Here is a 21935-nt window from a genome sequence, read left to right on the forward strand (position 1 = left end):
GAAGAAAATGCCACCTTATTCGGTGGCATTTTCTTACTTTACTGAATGAGCTTTTTGCATCTTTTTAATTAAACGAATTTGTCCGCGATGGTTGATCTCATCTTCAAATACGTGAAACCACTTAAAGTAGTTATTTGCTGGTTTGTCATGCCAAAAGTCTGTCGTTTTAAATAGCCATTCATCAGGTAACGATTGAAAAGTTTCAATCGTTTTGGAACGTACTTCTTGTAACATATTTATGTAAAATTCTATTGAGTTTCCTTTTATTTTCTCACGTCCAAGATTTCCTAACTCAACAGCAGGTAACCAGCGTTCTAATTCAGTATCTGTAGGTTCACGATCTTCAAAGGTATGAATTTGGTAGTAAAATTCAATAGCAGCCATATGGTACAATAACATGCCAATTGAATTTGCTTCATCATCATATAAATAATCAAGTTCTTCAATTGTTAAGCCTTCGACAGCCTGCATTGTTGTATAGCGAGCGTAATTCATCATGGAAACAATTTTTGAAAACTCAAGCTGTAAACCATCTATCTTATCGATTACAAAGTTCAATTAAAATTCCCCCTCTTTAAACAATTACTCCAGAGAAGGAATTCTATGTGTAAAGAACAAACTCCTGTTAAAAAGTTCATGATTTTTAACAAGGAATAACAATTAGTTCTCTATTTGATTTTGTAATAACTTCATATCCGTCTTTTGTAATGACGATATCATCTTCAATTCTACAACCGCCCCAGTTTGGTATGTAAATACCTGGTTCAACTGTAACAACCATACCTTCTTCTAAAGTAGCCGTACTTTCTTGGGATAGGCGAAGCGGTTCATGTATTTCTAACCCAAGACCATGACCAGTAGAGTGACCGAAATATTGACCGTATCCATGTTCTGTAATGTAATCTCTCGTTATATCATCGATACTTTTCGCAGTTTCTCCAGGCTTAATCGCTTCAGTCCCACGTTTTAACGCTTCTCGTACAACGTTGTATATCTTTTTGAATTCTTCTGATGGTTCCCCTATTGCTACAGTACGTGTAATATCGGAACAATATCCGTCGTAAAGTGCACCGAAATCTAATGTAACGATGTCGCCTCGTTCGATTATTTTATTTGATGCAACTCCATGGGGAAGTGAAGAACGAACGCCAGAAGCTACAATAATTTGAAATGATGAGGATGTAGCACCTTTTTTTCGCATGAAAAATTCTAACTCATCTCGTACATCATTTTCACTTATTCCCGGTTTTAGAAACTTAAGGATGTGGTGAAATGCTTCGTCAGCAATATTAGCCGCAATTTTCATTGTTTCTATTTCAGGTGTGTCTTTAATAATACGAATATCTTCGATAATTTCACACACTTGCACCATTTCCGCATGTATGTATTTTTGTAAGTTTTTATATTGTTGTAATGTCATGTTATTTTCTTCAATTCCAAGTTTTTGAATGTTTAATTTCGATACTTGATTTGCAACTTCTTTCTCTAAATTTCCTTTATGCATAACAATTTCAGCGTCTTTTATTTGTGATTTCGCTTGATCTACGTAGCGAAAATCAGTTATAAAAACCGCTTTATCCGCAGAGATTAAGACGGCGCCAGCGCTGCCTGTAAAGCCTGTTGCATATTGACGATTTTCTTTTTTTGTAATAAGTAATCCGTCAATTTCATATTTTTGTAGTTGATTTTGGATTTTATTAATTCTTAAAGTCATGTTAATTTCCCCCTTTTCACAGTATTGAATAAAGCAAATAGCGTGCCAAAATGTATATTTGAAGAAAAGATAGTAGGAACTACATGTGTTTTAGGGGAGATAAAAAATTAGCCCGCTATTTGTGGGAGGCGGTTTGTTCATAAAGTCAAGATTACTTCAATAATCAGTGGGGGGATGAAAAAGTATTGATTGGAGGTGCACTTTATATACATATTGTAAAAAAATTTATACAGATGTGAAATGACACTGTCAATTTTTTTGACAATATTGAAGGGAAGAAAGATGTTATGAATTAGTGAATGGATATATGAACTGAATTGAAACCATATAAAAAATGCGTCGCTTGCAAGCAACGCATTTTTTAATATTTATGCTTTTAATTTCATTACAGTATCAGCATCCGGTGTTACATATACAGTTTGCTGATTGTCATATGTAACAAAGCCAAGTTTTGCACCACTCGGTTTTTTGACATGGCGTATTTTCGTGAAATCAACAGGTACAGAGCTAGACTCTTTTGCTTTACTGTAATAAGCGGCGATTTTTGCAGCCTCTAGTAAAGTTTCTTCAGCGGGTTCCAAAGAACGAATGACAACATGAGAGCCAGGTATGTCTTTCGTATGTAACCAAATTTCATCACGACGGGCAAATTTCGTTGTTAAATAATCATTTTGTTTATTGTTTTTGCCAACGAAAATTTCTGTTCCATCACTAGCTAAATATTTGTCCAATACCGGTTTAGTTGGTTTCTTCTTAGCATTTTTTGCTTTGCGATTGCGCATATAACCTTCTTCGGCTAATTCCTCGCGAATTTCTTCGATGTCTTTTGAAGAAGCAGCTTCCATTTGTTGAAGTAAGCTATCAAAATAAAGAATTTCTTCATTTGTTTTTTCGATTTGTTCTTCTACAACAACAACTGAATTTTTTGCTTTTTGATATTTTTGGAAATAGCGTTGTGCATTGTCGGATGGTGTTTTTAAAGGATCTAATGTGATTTTTACAGTCCCACCATTTTCGTCGTAATAGTTAACGACTTCAATATCTTTGTCACCTTTTTTCAAAGCATACATATTGGCTGTAAGTAGCTCTCCAAAAAGTTGATATTTATCTGCTTTCCCGGCATCTTGTAATGTTTTTTCTAGTTTAATGAGTTTTTTCTCATTTTTATTTTTTTCATTTTGCATAAAGCGCTCTAAATCATGCGCCTGTTGTTTTACACGATCGCGCTCTGCTTTACCGAAGAAGAAGCGATCTAACAATTCGCTTACTGATGAGAATGTTTTTTCTTTTCCTTGTAAGTGCGTAAGAGGGAAAAGATAAAAGAATTCTTTCCCGTTTGCAGTACTCATTGTTGGTGAATATGTATGAGTTAGTAATGGCTTTTGTATGGAGAAAAATGCTTCAGACAATGCTTTTTCATTTACCATACCTGCTTTTTTCACTACTTCTTTTGCGAATAACGGTGATATTCCCGTAAAGGTGCCGACAAGCTGTTTATCCATGTTTCCAGATAGAAAGTCTAGCGGTCTAATAAATTCATCATCTGTTTCAATCTGAAGCGGGTTAATTTTATGTTGTGCTGGTGGTGCAATATATTCAGCTCCAGCGTATACAGTTCGATGTCGGTTTACTGCTAAAGAAACGTGTTTTAAGCTATCTAAAATATTGTTTGTTTTTGTGTCTACTAAAATGATGTTACTATGTCGTCCCATGATTTCAATGACTAATGTCTTTAGCGATTCATCACCAATTTCATTTCTGCTGCGAACTGTAATTTGAATAATGCGCTCTAAATCAATTTGTTCAATCTTTTCAATGAAACCACCTTCTAAATGCTTGCGGAGAAGCATACAAAACATTGGTGGAAGTGCGGGTGAATCGTAATTTTGGTTTGTTAAGTGTAAACGTGCATATGTCGGATGAGCGGAGAGAATCAGTTTTTGATTCTTTCCGTTTGCGCGAATATGTAATAAAACCTCGTATTTTGAAGGTTGATATATTTTGGAAATTCTTCCCGTGTAAAGAGAATTTGCAATTTCATGTGTAATCGCTCTTGTAAATAATCCATCGAATGCCATAAATGAACACTCCTTTCTAACTAAAAGTTAATTATAGCATTTTTTTGGACGAGGCTGAATAAGCTTTCATTAGAGTATGTCTGGAATCAGGAGGTCGATGGCAGGATGAATTGGTATGAAATGCGAGCACATGAAGTGGAGGAAAGAACGAATACGAATGTGGAGGTAGGTCTTACAGAACAAGAAGCAGAGGGGCGATTAAGGAAATTTGGTACAAATGAATTGCAAGAAGCAAAGCGGCCTTCTGCACTTATGGTGTTTTTAGCGCAATTTAAAGATTTTATGGTACTTGTTTTATTTGGTGCAACAATTATTTCAGCTTTTTTAGGAGAATATATCGATTCAATTGCAATTGTTGCAATCGTTATTATCAATGGTATCCTTGGTTTCTTTCAGGAAAGGAAAGCTGAAAAATCGTTGGAAGCTTTAAAAGAGTTGGCAGCTCCTCAAGTTACGGTGCTAAGAAATGGGAAGTGGGTAAAAGCACCGTCTAAAGCGCTTGTCTTAGGTGATATTATTAAGTTTTCTAGTGGTGATCGTATTGGCGCGGATGTTCGTCTTGTGGAATCTTCAAGTTTATATATCGAAGAGTCTGCTCTTACAGGGGAGTCAGTACCGGTACAAAAGAAGGTAGAAGCATTACAAGGCCAAGATGTTTCAATTGGTGATCAAAAAAACATGGCATTTATGGGGACGATGATAACGAGAGGTGCTGGAACAGGGGTAGTCATAGCGACTGGAATGAATACAGCTATGGGCCAAATTGCAAATATGTTGCAAAATGCTGAGCAAATGGAAACACCATTACAAAGAAGGTTAGAACAGCTAGGGAAAATTTTAATTATTGTCGCTCTTATTTTGACAGCTCTTGTAGTATTAGCTGGTGTATATCAGGGGAATGAAGTGTATCACATGTTTTTGGCTGGGGTTTCGCTCGCAGTTGCGGCTATTCCGGAAGGATTACCAGCTATCGTTACAGTTGCGCTATCACTTGGTGTACAGCGCATGATTAAAAAGAGAGCAATTGTGCGAAAGTTGCCAGCTGTAGAAACGTTAGGGTGTGCTTCTGTTATTTGCTCAGATAAAACAGGAACAATGACACAAAACAAAATGATGGTAACACATATGTGGTCAGGCGGAGAATTGTGGAAAGTAACAGGTCAAGGCTATGAGCCAACGGGTTCGTTTATGAAAGGTGAAGAAGTAATTGACCCTACTAAGACGAAATCACTGTATCAACTACTCACATTTGGCTGTTTATGTAATAATGCGAATGTTATTCAAAAGAAAAAGACGTATGTGTTAGATGGAGATCCAACAGAGGGAGCTCTCGTAGCTGCTGCAATGAAGGCGGGAATATCACGTGAAGCTCTTAAAGGAAAATTTGAAGTCATTCGTGAATTTCCTTTTGATTCAACTAGAAAAATGATGAGCGTTATCGTTCGTGATCGTGAAGGGGAAAAATTTGTTATTACAAAAGGAGCGCCAGATGTTCTATTGCAAATGAGCCAAACGATTTTATGGGGGAATAAACAGCAGCCTTTAAGTGAAATGTATCGAAAAGAAGTGCAGGCAGCGATTCATAGTCTAGGAAGTCAAGCTTTACGAACGATTGCGGTGGCATTTAAACCGTTAAAAGCTACAGATTCAATTGAGCATGAAAGAGAAGTAGAGCAGGATTTTATGCTTGTTGGAATACAAGGAATGATAGATCCGCCAAGACCAGAAGTGGCGCAAGCGGTGAAGGAGTGTAAGGAAGCTGGTATTAGAACGGTAATGATTACGGGAGATCATAAAGTGACAGCAATGGCAATTGCGGAACAGTTAGGGGTTTTACCAGCGGGTGGACGCGTTGTTGAAGGTGTAGAACTTGCGAATATGGATGTAGAGGCATTAGAAGATATTGTAGAAGATACGTATGTATTCGCTCGAGTGTCTCCTGAGCATAAATTGAAAATCGTTAAGGCGCTGCAAAATAAGGGGCATATAGTAGCTATGACAGGTGATGGAGTGAACGATGCTCCAGCTATTAAAACAGCTGATATAGGGATTGCGATGGGGATTACAGGGACAGATGTTGCAAAAGAAGCTTCTTCACTTGTTTTGTTAGATGATAACTTCGCTACGATTAAATCGGCGATTAAAGAAGGTAGAAACATATATGAAAATATTCGGAAGTTTATTCGATATTTGCTAGCATCTAACGTTGGTGAAATTTTAGTTATGTTATTTGCGATGTTACTTGCACTGCCATTGCCGATGGTTCCAATTCAGATTTTATGGGTGAACTTAGTTACTGACGGTTTACCAGCGATGGCATTAGGTTTGGATAAGCCTGAAGGAGATGTCATGAAGAGAACACCACGCCATCCGAAAGAAGGGGTGTTCGCTAGAGGGCTTGCGTGGAAAATTATAAGTCGTGGTTTTCTAATCGGAGCAGTGACGTTAGTAGCGTTTATTATTGCATTTAACCAGCATCCAAATGAATTAAAGTATGCACAAACGGTAGCCTTCGCAACATTAGTACTTGCTCAGCTTATTCATGTATTTGATTGTCGTAGTGAACATTCTATATTTCATCGTAACCCGTTTGGAAATATATATTTAGTAGGGGCGGTTATTATTTCTTTACTGTTAATGCTTGTAGTTATATATTATCCACCATTACAGCCGATTTTTAGCACAATGCCGATACAAGCACGAGATTGGTTGTTAATTGGAGGATTATCATCTATTCCGACTTTCTTATTAGTAGGATCTTTATTAACAAGAACGAAGGATAAAAAGAAAAAGCCACTGTTATATAAGAAGGGACTAAACTTGAAATAGTCAATGATATGAAAATATGATATAATTTACAGAAGGTAGTAGAGCCTTGTCTCTATTACCTTTTTCATTGAGTTATTTCATGGCTTGGATGTGATAAAGATGATTTGTAGTATGACAGGATTTGGAAGGTCGAGAGTAGAAAATGATACTTTTCAAATAACAGTAGAAATGAAGTCGGTGAACCATCGCTTTTTAGAAATGAGTATTCGACTTCCGAAGCAAATGATGGTGTTTGAAGACAGAATTCGTAAAATAATTGCAGAACAAGTTCGCCGTGGACGTATTGAAGTGTCTATTAGTATAACAGGTGAAGGGCTTGTTGAAAGAAAATTAAGTGTGAATTGGGAGCTTCTCAAGCAGTACCAATCCATTATGGAAGATATAAAAGGGAAATTTCAATTACAAGATTCTATTACACTCGGGCAACTAATGGGAATGCCAGAAGTAACGGCAATTGAAGAAATAGAAAATGTAAATGAACAATTTGAAAACAGTTTATATGAGGCTGTTCGCCAAGCTACTCATATGTTAAAAACGATGAGAGATGGCGAAGGAGAACGATTACATAAAGATATAGCGTATCGTTTGCAAGAGATTCACAATTGTGTAAATGCAATTATTCCACATGCACCAATTGTTACACAAAAATATCGTGAACGATTAGAAAATCGCTTAAAAGAATTACATAATCAAGATTTAGATGAACAAAGATTGCTAACAGAAGTCGCAATGTTTGCAGAGCGTTGTGATATTCACGAGGAGTTAGTTCGTTTACAAAGTCATTTAGATCAATTTCGTGAAACACTGCAGATTGAAGAGCCTGTTGGAAGGAAAATGGACTTCATCGTGCAAGAGCTGCATAGAGAAATTAATACGATTGGTTCTAAGGCAAATGACTTAACAATTTCAAAATATGTTGTAGAAATGAAAAATAACCTTGAAAAAATTCGTGAACAAGTACAAAATATTGAGTAGCTTTCAAAAAATATATAAAGTTATACGTGGTGGAGAAATCGGATAGACTTACTAGGAGGCGCAAACTATGGCCATGCGGTTTTTAAATATTGGATACGGAAATATTGTATCTGCTCATCGAATTATTGCTATTGTAAGTCCGGAGTCAGCTCCTATTAAACGAACAGTACAGGAAGCACGTGAACATAATGCTTTGCTTGATGCTACGTATGGGAGAAAAACAAGGGCGGTTATTGTTATGGATGATGGGCATGTAGTATTAAGTCCAATTCAGCCAGAGACGATTGCACATCGTTTGAATAATAAAGAAGATTTAAGTGAGGAAGGGTAGGTTTTACATATTTATGAGAAGTAGAAGAGGATTGCTCATCGTTCTTTCAGGACCTTCTGGGGTTGGAAAAGGAACGGTTCGAAAAGAGCTATTTAGCCATGAGGATACACGTTTTCAGTATTCTATTTCAGTAACGACGCGTAAACCGCGTGAAGGTGAAGTAGATGGTGTGGATTATTTCTTTAAAGAGAGAGAAGAATTTGAAGAAATGATTCGTAATGAAAAGTTACTTGAATGGGCTGAGTTTGTTGGTAATTATTACGGAACACCAATTGATTATGTTGAAAAAACATTACAAGAAGGAAAAGACGTGTTCCTAGAAATTGAAGTACAAGGAGCAATTCAAGTTAAGAAAGCCTTCCCTGAAGGTGTATTTATTTTCTTAGCACCTCCAAGTTTATCTGAACTAAAGAACCGAATTGTCGGTCGTGGTACAGAAACTGAAGATGTTATTGAAAATCGTTTAACTGTAGCGAAAGAAGAAATCGAAATGATGGATGCTTATGACTATGTTGTAGAAAACGATCAAGTTGAATTAGCTTGCGACAGAATTAAAGCAATTGTGGTTGGCGAACATTGCCGCCGCGAAAGAGTAGCAAAATATTATAAAGAAATGACGGAGGGTCTATAATTATGTTAAATCCATCAATTGATTCATTATTAACAAAAATCGATTCTAAATATACGCTTGTAACAGTAGCTGCAAAGCGTGCGCGTGAAATGCAACTTGCGAACAATTGTGTTATTGAGCAACCTGTTTCTCATAAATGTGTAGGTAAATCATTAGAAGAAATCGATGCAGAAGTATTAAAATATGTACCAAGCGAAGACAAAATCATCGATTAAGACATTCTTTTCGACAAATTAAAACATAGACTTTATAATTTTCTATGTAACGGTAACAACCTATTTACAAGTAGGTTGTTATTTTTTTACGATAGGGAAGAAATAATCGTAAAAAGGTGGAACGACATATTGGTACTGACGAGCTGAAAATTCTATTTCAGTAGAATAAGTTTGAAAAAGAAAGAGGACGAGTCATATGCTAAAAGGGAAAAAGATACTTCTATGTGTAACAGGAGGCATTGCGGTTTTTAAGGCAGCTGCGTTAACGAGTAAATTGACACAAGCGGGTGCTACTGTAAAAGTAATGATGAGTGAATCGGCAATGAAGTTTGTTACACCTCTTACATTTCAAGCGCTTTCTCGCCACGATGTATATACGGATACGTTTGATGAAAAAGACTCAGCGGTTATCGCTCACATTGATTTAGCGGATTGGGCAGATGTTGTACTTGTGGCACCTGCTACAGCGAATTGCATTGGGAAGTTAGCGAATGGTATTGCGGATGATATGATAACGACTACGTTGTTGGCTACTACAGCTCCAGTTTGGATTGCGCCTGCTATGAATGTGCATATGTATGAAAATAAAATTGTTCAAAAAAATATGATGACGTTAAAAGCGTTAGGATATACATTTATTGAGCCTGGCGAAGGCTTTTTAGCATGCGGTTATGTAGCTAAGGGAAGACTGGAAGAACCTGAGGTGATTATTGGAAGGTTAGAAGAGGTTTTCTCAGAACAAAAACCATTGCAAGGAAAGCGAATATTAATAACGGCTGGCCCGACACGTGAAAAGATTGACCCAGTCCGTTTTATGACGAATTTTTCTTCTGGAAAGATGGGGTATGCGATTGCAGAAGTTGCAGCAAGCTTAGGTGCTGATGTCATACTTGTGTCAGGACCGACAGCATTAAATCCGCCATTACATGTAACAACAATACAAGTAGAATCTGCACAAGATATGTTAGAGGCAGTTCTTCAACATTATCAGAATGTAGATGTTGTTATCAAGACAGCGGCAGTTGCAGATTATCGCCCAAAATATGTTCACGATAATAAAATGAAAAAGAAAAATGGCGATGCTGTTATTGAATTGGAAAGAACAGTAGATATTTTAAGAACATTAGGTGAGAAAAAAGAGCGACAGTTACTTATCGGATTTGCAGCTGAAACGACGAATATAGAAGAATATGCGACGAAAAAATTACGCGAGAAAAATGCAAATATGATTGTTGCGAACGATGTGAAGGCGCAAGGAGCTGGCTTTGGTACAGATACGAATATTGTAACAATGTATAGAAAAGATGGAGAGATTATTGAGTTACCACTTTTAACAAAGAAAGAAGTGGCTCGTGAAATATTAAAGCAAATCGAAATGATGTTAGAAGATGATTGTGTATGAAGTTTGCAAGTGTAATTGTTGATGTACCAGCACGTCAAACAGATCGGCCGTTTGATTATATCATCCCTAAAAAATGGGAAGATATCGTGCAAACAGGAATGCGTGTAGTAGTTCCATTCGGTCCAAGAAAATTGCAAGGCTTTATTATTGGCATAAAGGACTCGGCTGAGGTAGAAAGTAAAAAATTAAAGGCACTCCATGAAATATTAGATGTTACTCCGGTTTTAAATGAGGAATTATTAAGGCTTGGATATTGGCTTACAAGTGAAACGTTATGTTATATGATTTCAGCTTTTCAAGTGATGCTTCCGACAGCGATAAAAGCGACGTATAAAAAACGGATACAACTTCGTAAACAAGAAGAAGTAGCACCTGAACTACTGTTTTTATTTCAAAACAAAGAGGCGATAGATTGGGAAGCGATTGAGACGCAGCCACATCTATACCGCACTATTCAACAAGAAATTAAAAATGGCACGATTGAAGTTGTTTATCAGGTAAAGGATAAAGTGCAAAAGAAAAAACAAAGAGTAGTACAGCCGGAGTTGCCAGAAGATAAATTAGAATTAGCGGCATTTGAACTGAAAAGTAAAAAACAACAAGATGTACTCTATTATTTTGTGGAAAATTATAAAAGTGTACCGTTGAAAGTGATAACAGAAGAGTTGCAAATAACAGATGCTCCAATAAAAGCACTTGTTAAAAAGGGACTAATCTCAGAAAAGTATGTGGAAGTATATCGGAATCCATATGACGATGATGATTTTGAACAAACGAAACCATTTCCGCTTACTGAGGAGCAAAAGCAAGTTATTACACCGATCTTATCATCAATTGCAAATGAAACTTATAATCCATTTTTACTATATGGTGTTACAGGAAGTGGGAAGACAGAAGTATATTTACAATCTATAGCAGCGGTGTTGAAAAAGGGAAAAGAAGCTATTGTACTTGTTCCGGAAATCGCGTTAACGCCTCAGATGGTAGATCGTTTCAAAGGTAGGTTCGGTTCGCAAGTTGCGGTTCTTCATAGTGCGCTTTCAGTTGGTGAAAAATATGATGAATGGCGAAAGATTTTAAGAAAAGAAGTGAAAGTTGTAGTTGGTGCACGTTCAGCTATTTTTGCTCCTTTTGAAAATTTAGGAATTATCATTATAGATGAAGAGCATGAATCGAGTTATAAGCAAGAAGATAATCCGAGATATCATGCAAGAGATGTAGCGGTGTGGAGAGGGCAATATCATAAGTGCCCAATCGTTCTTGGAAGTGCAACCCCAACACTTGAATCATTTGCTAGAGCAAAAAAGGGTGTCTATGAGCTGCTGACGATGGAGAAACGTATGAATGAACAAGCTTTGCCGACCGTAGAAATTGTAGATATGCGTGAAGAACTTCGTGATGGAAATCGCTCAATGTTTTCAAAGGCACTACATGAGAAAATAGCAGATCGATTAGAAAAGAAAGAACAAATGGTTCTCTTTTTAAATAGAAGGGGACATTCTACGTTTGTGATGTGCCGTGATTGTGGATATGTCGTACAATGTCCGCATTGTGATATTTCGTTGACATACCACAAAATGAATCATCGTTTAAAATGTCATTATTGTAGCCATGAGGAAAATATGCCAACAGAGTGTCCGGCTTGTAATAGTACATATATTCGTTTCTTTGGTACTGGTACACAAAAGGTAGAAGAAGAAATCACAAAACTATTTCCACAGGCGCGAGTCATTCGAATGGACGTAGATACAACAAGCCGTAAAGGAATGCATGAAAAATTACTAAAGGCATTTGGGGAAGAGAAAGCAGATATATTACTGGGAACACAAATGATTGCAAAAGGACTTGATTTTCCGAAAGTGACGCTTGTAGGTGTATTAACGGCAGATACGATGCTGCACTTACCTGATTTTCGAGCGAGTGAAAAGACCTATCAGCTATTGACGCAAGTGAGTGGACGTGCTGGAAGGCATGAATTGCCAGGGGAAGTTGTAATTCAAACGTATACACCGGAACATTACAGTATAGAATTAGCAAAGAATCAGCAATATGATGTGTTTTTTGAACATGAAATGCAAATGAGACGAACAAGACAATATCCGCCGTATTATTACGTTGTGCTTGTAACCGTATCTCATCCAGAATTATTAAAGGCAGTCCAAGTGACGGAAAAAATTGTCGGTCATTTACGAACGCATTGCTCACAGCAAACAATGGTGTTAGGCCCAGTTGCTTCAGCGATTCCAAGGATAAAAGATAGATATCGTTACCAATGCATGATAAAATACAAACGGGAACCAAACTTAAAGAACGTGCTCAAAATGGTAAATGAACATTATCAAGCAGAAATGCAAAAAGAGCTACAAATCTCAATTGATTTTAATCCAACAATGTTAATGTAGCGGAGGGAAATATGGCAGTTTTAGAAATTGTAAAGCATCCAAATGAAGTATTAGAAACACCATGCGAAAGAGTAATTAACTTTGATAAAAAGTTAGTGAAATTGTTAAAAGATATGCATGAAACAATGTTAATTGCAGACGGCGTTGGTTTAGCTGCGCCACAAGTAGGTGTGAGCTTACAAGTTGCTGTTGTTGATATCGGTGATGATACGGGTAAAATAGAATTAATAAATCCGGTTATTTTAGAAAAACGTGGTGAACAAGTAGGTCCCGAAGGCTGCTTAAGCTTTCCGGGACTTTATGGTGAAGTGGAGCGTGCAGATTACATTAAAGTGCGTGCGCAAAATCGTCGTGGGAAAATATTCTTATTAGAAGCAAAAGACTTCTTAGCGCGTGCGATTCAGCATGAAATCGATCATTTACATGGTGTTTTATTTACATCTAAAGTGACGAGATATTATGAAGAAAACGAATTAGAATAGGTGTTAAAAGGAGCGGTTTTTGAATGATAAAAGTAGTATTTATGGGAACACCGGACTTTTCTGTACCGGTGCTTCGTCGTCTTATCGAGGATGGATATGACGTAGTGGGTGTTGTAACACAACCTGATCGTCCAGTAGGTAGAAAAAAGGTTTTAACGCCTACTCCAGTTAAAGTTGAAGCAGAGAAACATGGTATTCCGGTGCTACAGCCACTGAAAATTCGTGAAAAAGACGAATATGAAAAAGTATTAGCACTAGAGGCAGATTTAATTGTAACAGCTGCGTTCGGTCAGATTGTACCAAACGAAATTTTAGAAGCACCAAAGTACGGATGTATTAATGTCCATGCATCATTACTTCCAGAGCTTCGCGGTGGTGCACCGATTCATTATGCGATCATGGAAGGAAAAGCGAAAACAGGCATTACAATTATGTATATGGTAGAAAAATTAGATGCTGGTGATATCTTAACGCAAGTAGAAGTGGAAATTGACGAGCGTGAAACGACGGGCTCGTTATTCGATAAGTTAAGTGAAGCAGGTGCACATCTTCTATCTAAAACAGTACCTTTATTAATCCAAGGTAAGCTAGAACCAATTAAACAAAATGAAGATGAAGTAACGTTCGCATATAATATAAAACGTGAGCAAGAGAAAATTGATTGGACAAAAACAGGTGAAGAAGTATACAATCACATTCGCGGATTGAATCCATGGCCAGTTGCTTATACAACTTTAGCAGGACAAGTTGTAAAAGTATGGTGGGGAGAGAAAGTTTCTATGGCAGAGAAAGCTGAACCAGGTACAATAATCGCTCATGAAGAAGATGGATTTGTTGTTGCAACAGGTAATGAGACAGGTGTTAAAATTACTGAATTACAACCGTCTGGTAAAAAGCGCATGAGTTGTTCACAGTTTTTACGTGGAACAAAACCTGAAATTGGCACGAAGTTAGGAGAAAATGAATGAGACAAAATGTTCGTGAGTTAGCTCTTGATGGTTTAATTCAAGTAGAAAAAAGTGGCGCATATAGCAACTTACTTTTAAATAACCTGATTGAAAAAAGTGCAATTGATAGAAAAGATATAGGCTTATTAACTGAAATTGTATATGGAACAATTCAACGTCGTGACACATTAGACTACTATTTACAACCATTTTTAAAAAAGAAGGTTGAGGCTTGGGTAAGGGTGTTGCTTCGCCTATCTTTATATCAAATGCTATATTTAGACCGAGTTCCAGAAAGAGCGGCTATTCATGAAGCTGTTGAGATTGCGAAACGTCGTGGGCATAAAGGGATTTCAGGCATGGTGAACGGAGTATTACGTTCAATTCAGCGAGAAGGTGTACCGTCGTTAGAAGAAATCAAGGATCCGGTAGAACGTCTTGCGATTACAACGAGTCATCCAGCTTGGCTTGTACAAGACTGGGTATCTGAATACGGTTTAGAGACAGCAGGGAAAATGTGTGAAGTAAATATGTTACCACCTGTACCGACAGCACGTGTGAATGTTGATAAAGTTACGGTGGAAGAAGCGATTGAGCTATTAGCAAACGAGGGTATAGAAGCGAAACGTGGCGATTTGTCAGATGATGCAATTCAAATTGAAAGAGGGAATGTAGCGCATACAGAAGCGTTTAAAAAAGGATTTCTCTCTATTCAAGATGAAAGCTCTATGCTGGTGGCACGTGCTTTAGAACCAAATGAGGGCGATGCAGTCCTTGATAGTTGTGCTGCCCCAGGCGGGAAAACAACGCATATTGCAGAGCGATTAAAGGGAACTGGTAAGGTAATGTCCCTTGATTTACATGCACATAAAGTGCGTTTAATTAGACAACAAGCAGATCGACTTGGTCTAGAAAATGTAGAAACAAAGGCATTAGATGCTAGAAAAGTTCAAGAGCATTTTGAAAATGAAACCTTTGATAAAATATTAGTAGATGCGCCATGTTCAGGATTCGGTGTTATAAGACGTAAACCTGATATTAAGTTAGGGAAAGATAAGGGCGATAGTGAACGATTATCAACGATTCAATTTGCGATATTAGAAAAAATAGCACCATTATTAAAACAAGGTGGTCGCCTTGTTTATAGTACGTGTACAATTGAAAAAATAGAAAATGAACAAGTAATAGAACGGTTTTTACAAGAGCATCCTGAATTTGAGTGGGATACTACGATAAAAGAACGTATGCCAGAAAAATTAAGTCCGTACATTGATGAAGGTCAAGTACAAATTTTACCGCATTATTTTGTAACAGATGGCTTTTATATTGCTTGTTTAAGAAAGAAGGTGTAGCATCATGGAAACAACTGTAAAAAAACAAAAGAAAAATCTAGAAACAAAGAAACCGTCAATTTACTCTTTACAACTTCATGAAATGCAAGATTGGTTAAAGGAACAAGGGGAACCTAAATTCCGTGCAGGGCAAATTTTTGATTGGTTATATAAAAAACGTGTAAAAAATTATGAGGATATGTCAAACCTTTCTAAAGGATTGCGCGATAAATTGTCGAATTCCTTTGATATTACTACTTTAAATACATTAGTAAAACAAACGTCTTCGGATGGAACAATTAAATTCTTATTCCAGTTATACGATGGATACTCTATTGAAACGGTATTAATGCGACATGAATATGGAAATTCGATTTGTGTAACAACACAGGTTGGTTGTCGAATTGGCTGTACGTTCTGTGCTTCTACACTTGGTGGGCTAAAACGAAACCTAGAAGCTGGAGAAATTGTAGCGCAAGTAGTAGAAGTTCAGCGTGCGCTTGATGAAACAGAAGAGCGTGTAAGTTCTCTTGTTGTTATGGGAATTGGAGAGCCGTTTGATAATTATGACAACTTAATGTCATTCTTACGCATTGTAAATCATGAAAAAGGAATTCATATTGGTGCAAGGCATATGACAGTTTCAACAAGTGGAATTGTTCCAAAAATTTATAAGTTCGCTGAAGAAGATATGCAAATCAATTTTGCGATTTCATTGCATTCTGCAAATACAGAGTTACGTTCAAAATTAATGCCGATTAACCGTGCTTATAAGCTACCAGATTTAATGGAAGCTGTTAAATACTATGTAAATAGAACAGGGCGTCGTATTACGTTTGAATATGGCTTATTTGGAGGGGAAAATGACCAAGTTGAGCAAGCTGAAGAACTTGCTGCGCTCTTAAAAGGTGTAAAATGTCATGTAAACTTAATTCCGGTAAACTACGTGCCAGAACGTGATTATGTACGTACGCCACGAGAGCAAATTTTCTTATTTGAAAAGACGCTAAAAGATCGTGGAGTGAATGTAACAATTCGCCGTGAACAAGGTCATGATATTGATGCAGCCTGCGGTCAGTTGCGTGCAAAGGAGCGCAAAGAAGAGACGAGGTGACGAGATGAAAGCCGTGTTTCTATCGGATAAAGGGAAAGTTCGTCAACATAATGAAGATAGTGCAGGAGTTTTTCACAATTTAGATGGAAATATTTTAGCGGTAGTAGCAGATGGAATGGGAGGTCATCGAGCTGGCGATGTAGCTAGCTCGATGGCTATTCAATTATTCCATGATTATTGGAAGCAAACGCATAATATGAATGAGCCTAAAAAAGTAGAAAAGTGGTTACATACTAACGTTGGAATTATTAATGAGCGTATATATGCTTACTCTAAGCAGCATGTAGAATGTAATGGCATGGGAACAACGGTTATCGTAGCGATTTGTACACCTAGTTTTGTAACAATAGGTCATATAGGAGATAGTCGTTGTTATATGGTATCAGAGGGAGAAATATCGCTTATAACGGAAGATCACTCACTTGTAAATGAACTTGTTAGGCACGGTGAAATTTCAAAAGAAGATGCAGAATATCACCCGAAAAAGAATGTTCTATTAAGAGCGTTAGGTACAGAAGAAACAGTCGGATTAGATGTTAAAACATTAGTTCTCGAAGAAGATGATCAATTGCTTCTTTGCTCTGATGGATTGTCTAACAAAGTCCCTATGGCTGATATGCAACAAATTTTACAATTGAATGAACAGCTCGAGGCGAAGGGAGAGCATTTCATTCAATTAGCAAATGATCGTGGTGGAGAAGATAATATCACCCTCGTTATTATTGATTATGCGGATTCGGCAAACGAAAGTAGGTGAAGTGCAACGTGCTGATTGGAAAACGCTTAAATGACCGTTATAAGCTGCTGAAAATGATTGGCGGTGGAGGAATGGCCAATGTATATTTAGCTCATGATGAAATACTTGGCCGAGATGTAGCGGTAAAAATATTAAGACTCGACTATTCAAATAATGAAGAGTTTATTAAACGTTTCCATCGAGAAGCGCAATCTGTTACAACGTTGTCGCATCCAAATATTGTGAATATGTATGATGTTGGGGAAGAGGATGGTATATATTATCTTGTAATGGAATATGTACCTGGACGAACATTGAAGCAATACATAATTGATCGAGGGATGTTACCGATAGGAGAAGCTCTTGATATAATGGAGCAGTTAACGTCCGCCATGGCACACGCCCATCATTTTGAGATTGTGCATCGTGATATAAAGCCGCACAATATTTTGATTCGAGATGATGGAGTGATAAAAGTCACAGACTTTGGAATTGCGACAGCTACAAGTGCAACAACAATTACACATACAAATTCGGTGCTCGGTTCTGTACATTATTTATCACCAGAACAAGCACGTGGTGGTATAGCGAATAAACAATCAGATATTTATTCACTTGGGATTGTTATGTTTGAATTGTTAACAGGAAGACAACCGTTTTCGGGTGAATCTGCTGTTGCAATAGCTTTAAAGCATCTACAAAATGAAATACCATCTCCAAAAAGATGGAATGAAAATATTCCACAAAGTGTTGAAAATATTATATTAAAGGCAACTGCGAAAGATCCGTTCCATCGATATCAATCTGCTAACGCGATGAAACGGGATATTGAAACAGCGCTATATCCAGAAAGAATAAATGAACAACCATTTTACATACCAGAAGATATGGAAGCAACGAAAGCGATTCCAATCATTCAACAAGAACAATTATTCCAAAATGTGAGTGATGAAACAATTGTGCTAAAAGGAAGTAAAGTGGATGAACAAGCAAGAAAAGAAGAGACCGAACCAGGTAAGAAGAAAAAGCGCAGTAACAAATGGCTGAAGGTTTTAATTACAACATTTTTACTTTTAGCGATAGGGATAACATTAGCGCTTACTGTTATTCCAGGCTTCTTTATTCCGAAAGATGTGAAGGTTCCTGATGTGGCTGGTATGAAGTATACGACAGCTGTAAATACATTAGTTGAAAAAGGCTTTGAAGTTACAGAACCTAACATTGTATATACAGATAATGTTGAAGTGGGAAAAGTGATAAAAACAGATCCAATAGCCGGAAGAGTAGTGAAAGAAAGCTCTAAAATCACTATCTATCAATCAGGTGGAAAAAAGAAAAGTAAAATGAGTGACTTCACAGGAAAAGATTTCGAGAGTATAAGAGCTGAGTTAGAAGAAAAATATAAACAGGTTACCATTAATTTTATTGAAAATGATAAGCCGAAAGGTGAAATCGTAGAGCAAATACCAACGCCTGATCAAATGGTTATAGAGGCAGAACAAGAACTGAAGATTTGGGTAAGTAAAGGGCCTTATCAAATTAGGCCAGGTGATTTTTCAGGATGGACTGAAAATAGTGTAAAAGGTTACTTAAATGAAAGAAAGCTTGTTTCTGATATAAAAAGGGAGTATTCAGATACTGTTGAAAAGGGACTTGTTATTTCTCAATTTCCAAAACCTGGGACACCTTTAAAAGAAGGAGATAAAGTAACGATTGTTATCTCTGATGGTCCGAAGCCCAAAGTGACGAAAACAGTAAAAGTGGATAATATTTCCATCCCGTATGAAGCTTCTGCAACAGGTGAGAAAAAACCGCAAACAATAGAAATTTATAAAGAAGATATGCAGCAAAAAATGGATAGACCAGTTGAAACGAGAACGATTACTGAGTCAGCGACTATTTCTTTAGAATTTGTAATTCAAGAAGGTTCAAAGGGACATTATAAAATTGTTCGAGATGGAGTAACGATTATAGAAAAAGAAGTACCATATCCAGCTCAATAATAATGGATTCCATTCTTGTTTAATAGAGGATGGAATTTGTCTTGCTATCTGTTGGTAGTAAGACTCCCGCCTCAAAATTCGGCTGTAAAGCAAAGAAGGTAGACAGGAATTGACTGCCGTAAAAGCCCGATTGGTGAGGGCTTTTACTAATCAGAGGGGATCGATAAACCCCAATGATTAAAGTTTCACTTTATTACTTTTGCCTGTTATCTGTCTATATAATGGATGGTATAGCAGGCAAAAATATATGATTCAAAAGCTATAAAGGTGATATGATTGTGAATAATATTTTGAATGTGATGGTAGTTTAAATATATTAACTGGGTGTATATTTAGTTAGTTTTTAAATAATTGTTTAAAGAACTCTAGTCAATTCATTATTAATTACAGTTTCACTTTATACAAAATAAAGGAGAATTATATGCCAGAAGGAAAAATTGTAAAAGCTCTAAGTGGGTTTTATTATGTGCAGCATGAAGAAGGAATTACACAATGTCGCGGGCGTGGTGTATTTAGAAAGAATAAAATTACGCCACTTGTAGGAGACCAAGTCGTTTTTCAAGCAGATAATCCGAGTGAAGGATATGTGTTAGAAGTATTTGATCGAAAAAACGAACTTGTTAGACCTCCTATTGCTAATGTTGATCAAGCGATTCTCGTTTTCTCTGCAGTAGAACCAGATTTTAATCCCGGACTGTTAGATCGATTTTTAGTACAGATTGAATATCATAATATTAAGCCGATTATTTGTATTAGTAAGATGGATTTAGTGAATGAAAAAATGAAGGAAACTGTTGAAGCTTTTGCAAATGATTATCGTGAAATGGGTTATGATGTATTATTTACTTCTATAAATACATCGGAAAGTATCGATATTTTGAAACCATTCTTAGAAGGCTGTGTTTCTGTCGTTGCAGGACAATCTGGTGTTGGAAAATCTTCAATGTTAAACGTTTTACGTCCAGATTTAGAATTGAAAACAAATGATATTTCTTCACATTTAGGGCGCGGGAAACATACGACAAGACACGTGGAATTAATTACAGTTGGGAGCGGACTTGTTGCGGATACACCTGGTTTTAGTTCGCTTGATTTCATAGATATAGAGGTAGAAGATCTTACATATTGTTTTCCAGAGTTGAAAGAAGCGAGCCAATACTGTAAATTTAGAGGGTGTACACATCTTTCTGAGCCGAAATGTGCGGTGAAAGTTGCGGTTGAAGAAGGAAAGATAACCGAGTATCGTTATAAGAATTACAAACAATTCGTAGAAGAAATTAGAGAGAGAAAGCCGAGGTATTAGTCATGATTAAAATTGCGCCATCGATTTTATCAGCAGATTTTTCAAAATTAGGGGAAGAAATTAAAGATGTAGAAAAAGGTGGAGCGGATTACATTCACGTCGATGTAATGGATGGACATTTCGTACCAAATATTACGATTGGACCATTAATTGTAGAAGCTATCCGTCCGATTACATCATTACCATTAGATGTACATTTAATGATTGAAAATCCTGATAACTATATCCCGACTTTCGCAAAAGCGGGAGCGGATATTATTACTGTTCATGTAGAGGCGTGTCCTCATCTGCATCGTACAATTCAGTTAATTAAATCTCATGGCATTAAAGCAGGGGTTGTATTGAATCCGCATACGCCAGTTTCGGTGATTGAACATGTATTAGAAGATATAGATATGGTATTACTAATGACAGTAAATCCTGGATTTGGTGGACAGAAGTTTATTCATTCTGTATTACCGAAGATTAAAGAAGTTGCAGAAATGGTTAAAGAGCGAAATCTAGAAGTAGAAATTGAAGTTGATGGTGGTGTAAACGCTGAAACGGCAAGACTTTGTGTTGAAGCAGGAGCGAATGTTCTTGTGGCAGGATCAGCAGTATACAATCAAAAAGACCGCGGTGAAGCAATTCGTATAATTCGTGGATAAAGAATGAATGGCCTTTATTCTAGTGAAGCATCTAGTTAATTAAGACTTCACTATTTTATACAGGATAGAGCGAAAAATAAGGAGAAAGGCAATCTACCGAATGGCAGATTGCCTTTTTACAATAGAAAGGGAAGAAAAAATGATTATTCATATTTTGGCAGGAGGACCTGTAGAATACTGCGCAGATTTTTCTCGATATGAAAATGAAGAAGTAGTGTGGGCGGCGGTTGATAGGGGAGTGTACCGTTTGTTAAAAAGTGGAATCACTCCGGCCGTTGCATTTGGGGATTACGATTCGGTTACTGAGGATGAGTTAGCATGGATGAGGCAGCAAACAAATGAGTTACATATTGTTCCGCGAGAAAAAGATCAAACAGATTTAGAAATTGCAATTAGCTGGGCTTTAGAACAAAAACCGAAATTCATTCGTATTTTTGGCGCGACTGGTGGAAGGCTTGATCATGGTTTGGCAAATATACAAATGCTTTTAAAAGGTTTAGCGGCAGAGATAGAAATGTGTATTGTAGACAATAAAAATGAAATAACAGTAAAAAAAGTTGGTAAACATATAATTGAAGAAAATGAAAACTTTCCTTATGTATCCTTTGTACCGGTTACTGAAACAGTTGAAGGTATTACATTACGTGGATTTAAGTACTCACTTACTAACAAAACAATAGAGTGGGGATCGACACTTTGTATTAGTAATGAACTCATTGTGGAAAAAGGTAATTTTTCATTTACTTCTGGCATATTAATGATGATAAGAAGCACTGATTGAAGAAACAATTTTGC

The 21935-nt window shown here is 36.9% G+C and carries 19 protein-coding genes; 16 read left to right on the forward strand and 3 right to left on the reverse strand.

The annotated features are described in order from the left end of the window. Positions 1–33: 33 nt before the first annotated feature. The 3 genes from CDB3_RS05135 to CDB3_RS05145 form a co-directional block, all read right to left on the reverse strand. Positions 34–558, reverse strand: coding sequence for a DinB family protein (locus CDB3_RS05135; protein ID WP_128853674.1), 525 nt, complete (start codon positions 556–558; stop codon positions 34–36). 85 nt (positions 559–643) lie between these two features. Then, complete coding sequence (locus CDB3_RS05140; protein WP_128853675.1) at positions 644–1714, reverse strand: M24 family metallopeptidase; 1071 nt, start codon at positions 1712–1714, stop codon at positions 644–646. Between the two features lie 368 nt (positions 1715–2082). Further along, positions 2083–3792, reverse strand: a complete 1710-nt coding sequence (locus tag CDB3_RS05145) for an Rqc2 family fibronectin-binding protein (RefSeq protein WP_128853676.1) — start codon at positions 3790–3792, stop codon at positions 2083–2085. Between the two features lie 105 nt (positions 3793–3897). On the opposite strand from CDB3_RS05145, the gene CDB3_RS05150 reads away from it, so the two are divergent. From CDB3_RS05150 to CDB3_RS05225, 16 genes are all read left to right on the forward strand, one after another. Beyond that, positions 3898–6621, forward strand: coding sequence for a calcium-translocating P-type ATPase, SERCA-type (locus CDB3_RS05150; protein ID WP_128853677.1), 2724 nt, complete (start codon positions 3898–3900; stop codon positions 6619–6621). 99 nt (positions 6622–6720) lie between these two features. Then, entirely contained in the window at positions 6721–7596 is an 876-nt protein-coding gene (locus tag CDB3_RS05155) for a YicC/YloC family endoribonuclease (protein ID WP_128853747.1), read from the forward strand. A 67-nt stretch (positions 7597–7663) separates the two neighbouring features. Continuing rightward, a complete protein-coding gene (remA, locus tag CDB3_RS05160) occupies positions 7664–7927 on the forward strand; it encodes an extracellular matrix/biofilm regulator RemA (RefSeq protein WP_001251456.1) in 264 nt (87 codons plus the stop codon). A 13-nt stretch (positions 7928–7940) separates the two neighbouring features. Continuing rightward, positions 7941–8558: a guanylate kinase gene (gmk, locus tag CDB3_RS05165; RefSeq protein ID WP_001257739.1), complete on the forward strand. Its 618-nt coding sequence runs from the start codon at positions 7941–7943 to the stop codon at positions 8556–8558. A gap of 2 nt (positions 8559–8560) precedes the next feature. Beyond that, on the forward strand, positions 8561–8773 hold the full coding sequence (gene rpoZ, locus CDB3_RS05170) for a DNA-directed RNA polymerase subunit omega (RefSeq protein ID WP_000933968.1): 213 nt from the start codon (positions 8561–8563) through the stop codon (positions 8771–8773). Between the two features lie 196 nt (positions 8774–8969). After that, positions 8970–10175, forward strand: a complete 1206-nt coding sequence (gene coaBC / locus CDB3_RS05175) for a bifunctional phosphopantothenoylcysteine decarboxylase/phosphopantothenate--cysteine ligase CoaBC (protein WP_128853678.1) — start codon at positions 8970–8972, stop codon at positions 10173–10175. Further along, positions 10172–12577, forward strand: coding sequence for a primosomal protein N' (priA, locus tag CDB3_RS05180; RefSeq protein ID WP_128853679.1), 2406 nt, complete (start codon positions 10172–10174; stop codon positions 12575–12577). Before coaBC ends, priA begins: the two co-directional genes overlap by 4 nt. A gap of 11 nt (positions 12578–12588) precedes the next feature. Continuing rightward, entirely contained in the window at positions 12589–13059 is a 471-nt protein-coding gene (gene def, locus CDB3_RS05185; RefSeq protein WP_002173124.1) for a peptide deformylase, read from the forward strand. Between the two features lie 23 nt (positions 13060–13082). Next, positions 13083–14027, forward strand: a complete 945-nt coding sequence (gene fmt / locus CDB3_RS05190; protein ID WP_128853680.1) for a methionyl-tRNA formyltransferase — start codon at positions 13083–13085, stop codon at positions 14025–14027. After that, positions 14024–15358 (forward strand): 16S rRNA (cytosine(967)-C(5))-methyltransferase RsmB, encoded by a 1335-nt coding sequence (rsmB, locus tag CDB3_RS05195; RefSeq protein WP_128853681.1) that lies wholly within the window; start codon positions 14024–14026, stop codon positions 15356–15358. Before fmt ends, rsmB begins: the two co-directional genes overlap by 4 nt. A 4-nt stretch (positions 15359–15362) precedes the next feature. Beyond that, positions 15363–16451: a dual-specificity RNA methyltransferase RlmN gene (rlmN, locus tag CDB3_RS05200; RefSeq protein WP_000450535.1), complete on the forward strand. Its 1089-nt coding sequence runs from the start codon at positions 15363–15365 to the stop codon at positions 16449–16451. A 4-nt stretch (positions 16452–16455) separates the two neighbouring features. Next, positions 16456–17208, forward strand: a complete 753-nt coding sequence (locus CDB3_RS05205) for a Stp1/IreP family PP2C-type Ser/Thr phosphatase (protein ID WP_000648692.1) — start codon at positions 16456–16458, stop codon at positions 17206–17208. A gap of 8 nt (positions 17209–17216) precedes the next feature. Beyond that, entirely contained in the window at positions 17217–19190 is a 1974-nt protein-coding gene (gene pknB / locus CDB3_RS05210) for a Stk1 family PASTA domain-containing Ser/Thr kinase (protein WP_128853682.1), read from the forward strand. Between the two features lie 421 nt (positions 19191–19611). Further along, complete coding sequence (rsgA, locus tag CDB3_RS05215; RefSeq protein ID WP_097830948.1) at positions 19612–20493, forward strand: ribosome small subunit-dependent GTPase A; 882 nt, start codon at positions 19612–19614, stop codon at positions 20491–20493. A 2-nt stretch (positions 20494–20495) separates the two neighbouring features. Beyond that, positions 20496–21140: a ribulose-phosphate 3-epimerase gene (gene rpe, locus CDB3_RS05220; protein WP_000589964.1), complete on the forward strand. Its 645-nt coding sequence runs from the start codon at positions 20496–20498 to the stop codon at positions 21138–21140. 100 nt (positions 21141–21240) lie between these two features. Further along, positions 21241–21921, forward strand: a complete 681-nt coding sequence (locus CDB3_RS05225) for a thiamine diphosphokinase (protein ID WP_128853683.1) — start codon at positions 21241–21243, stop codon at positions 21919–21921. Positions 21922–21935 lie beyond the last annotated feature (14 nt).

The organism is Bacillus sp. CDB3 (assembly GCF_002081505.1).
Classification (GTDB): Bacteria; Bacillota; Bacilli; order Bacillales; family Bacillaceae_G; genus Bacillus_A; species Bacillus_A cereus_AT.

Coding starts and splice junctions, on each gene's coding strand:
- CDB3_RS05140 (WP_128853675.1), bottom strand. CDS start 1,714: ATGACTTTAAGAATTAATAAAATCCAAAATCAACTACAAAAATATGAA.
- CDB3_RS05145 (WP_128853676.1), bottom strand. CDS start 3,792: ATGGCATTCGATGGATTATTTACAAGAGCGATTACACATGAAATTGCA.
- CDB3_RS05150 (WP_128853677.1), top strand. CDS start 3,898: ATGAATTGGTATGAAATGCGAGCACATGAAGTGGAGGAAAGAACGAAT.
- CDB3_RS05155 (WP_128853747.1), top strand. CDS start 6,721: ATGATTTGTAGTATGACAGGATTTGGAAGGTCGAGAGTAGAAAATGAT.
- remA (WP_001251456.1), top strand. CDS start 7,664: ATGGCCATGCGGTTTTTAAATATTGGATACGGAAATATTGTATCTGCT.
- gmk (WP_001257739.1), top strand. CDS start 7,941: ATGAGAAGTAGAAGAGGATTGCTCATCGTTCTTTCAGGACCTTCTGGG.
- rpoZ (WP_000933968.1), top strand. CDS start 8,561: ATGTTAAATCCATCAATTGATTCATTATTAACAAAAATCGATTCTAAA.
- coaBC (WP_128853678.1), top strand. CDS start 8,970: ATGCTAAAAGGGAAAAAGATACTTCTATGTGTAACAGGAGGCATTGCG.
- priA (WP_128853679.1), top strand. CDS start 10,172: ATGAAGTTTGCAAGTGTAATTGTTGATGTACCAGCACGTCAAACAGAT.
- def (WP_002173124.1), top strand. CDS start 12,589: ATGGCAGTTTTAGAAATTGTAAAGCATCCAAATGAAGTATTAGAAACA.
- fmt (WP_128853680.1), top strand. CDS start 13,083: ATGATAAAAGTAGTATTTATGGGAACACCGGACTTTTCTGTACCGGTG.
- rsmB (WP_128853681.1), top strand. CDS start 14,024: ATGAGACAAAATGTTCGTGAGTTAGCTCTTGATGGTTTAATTCAAGTA.
- rlmN (WP_000450535.1), top strand. CDS start 15,363: ATGGAAACAACTGTAAAAAAACAAAAGAAAAATCTAGAAACAAAGAAA.
- CDB3_RS05205 (WP_000648692.1), top strand. CDS start 16,456: ATGAAAGCCGTGTTTCTATCGGATAAAGGGAAAGTTCGTCAACATAAT.
- rsgA (WP_097830948.1), top strand. CDS start 19,612: ATGCCAGAAGGAAAAATTGTAAAAGCTCTAAGTGGGTTTTATTATGTG.
- rpe (WP_000589964.1), top strand. CDS start 20,496: ATGATTAAAATTGCGCCATCGATTTTATCAGCAGATTTTTCAAAATTA.
- CDB3_RS05225 (WP_128853683.1), top strand. CDS start 21,241: ATGGCAGATTGCCTTTTTACAATAGAAAGGGAAGAAAAAATGATTATT.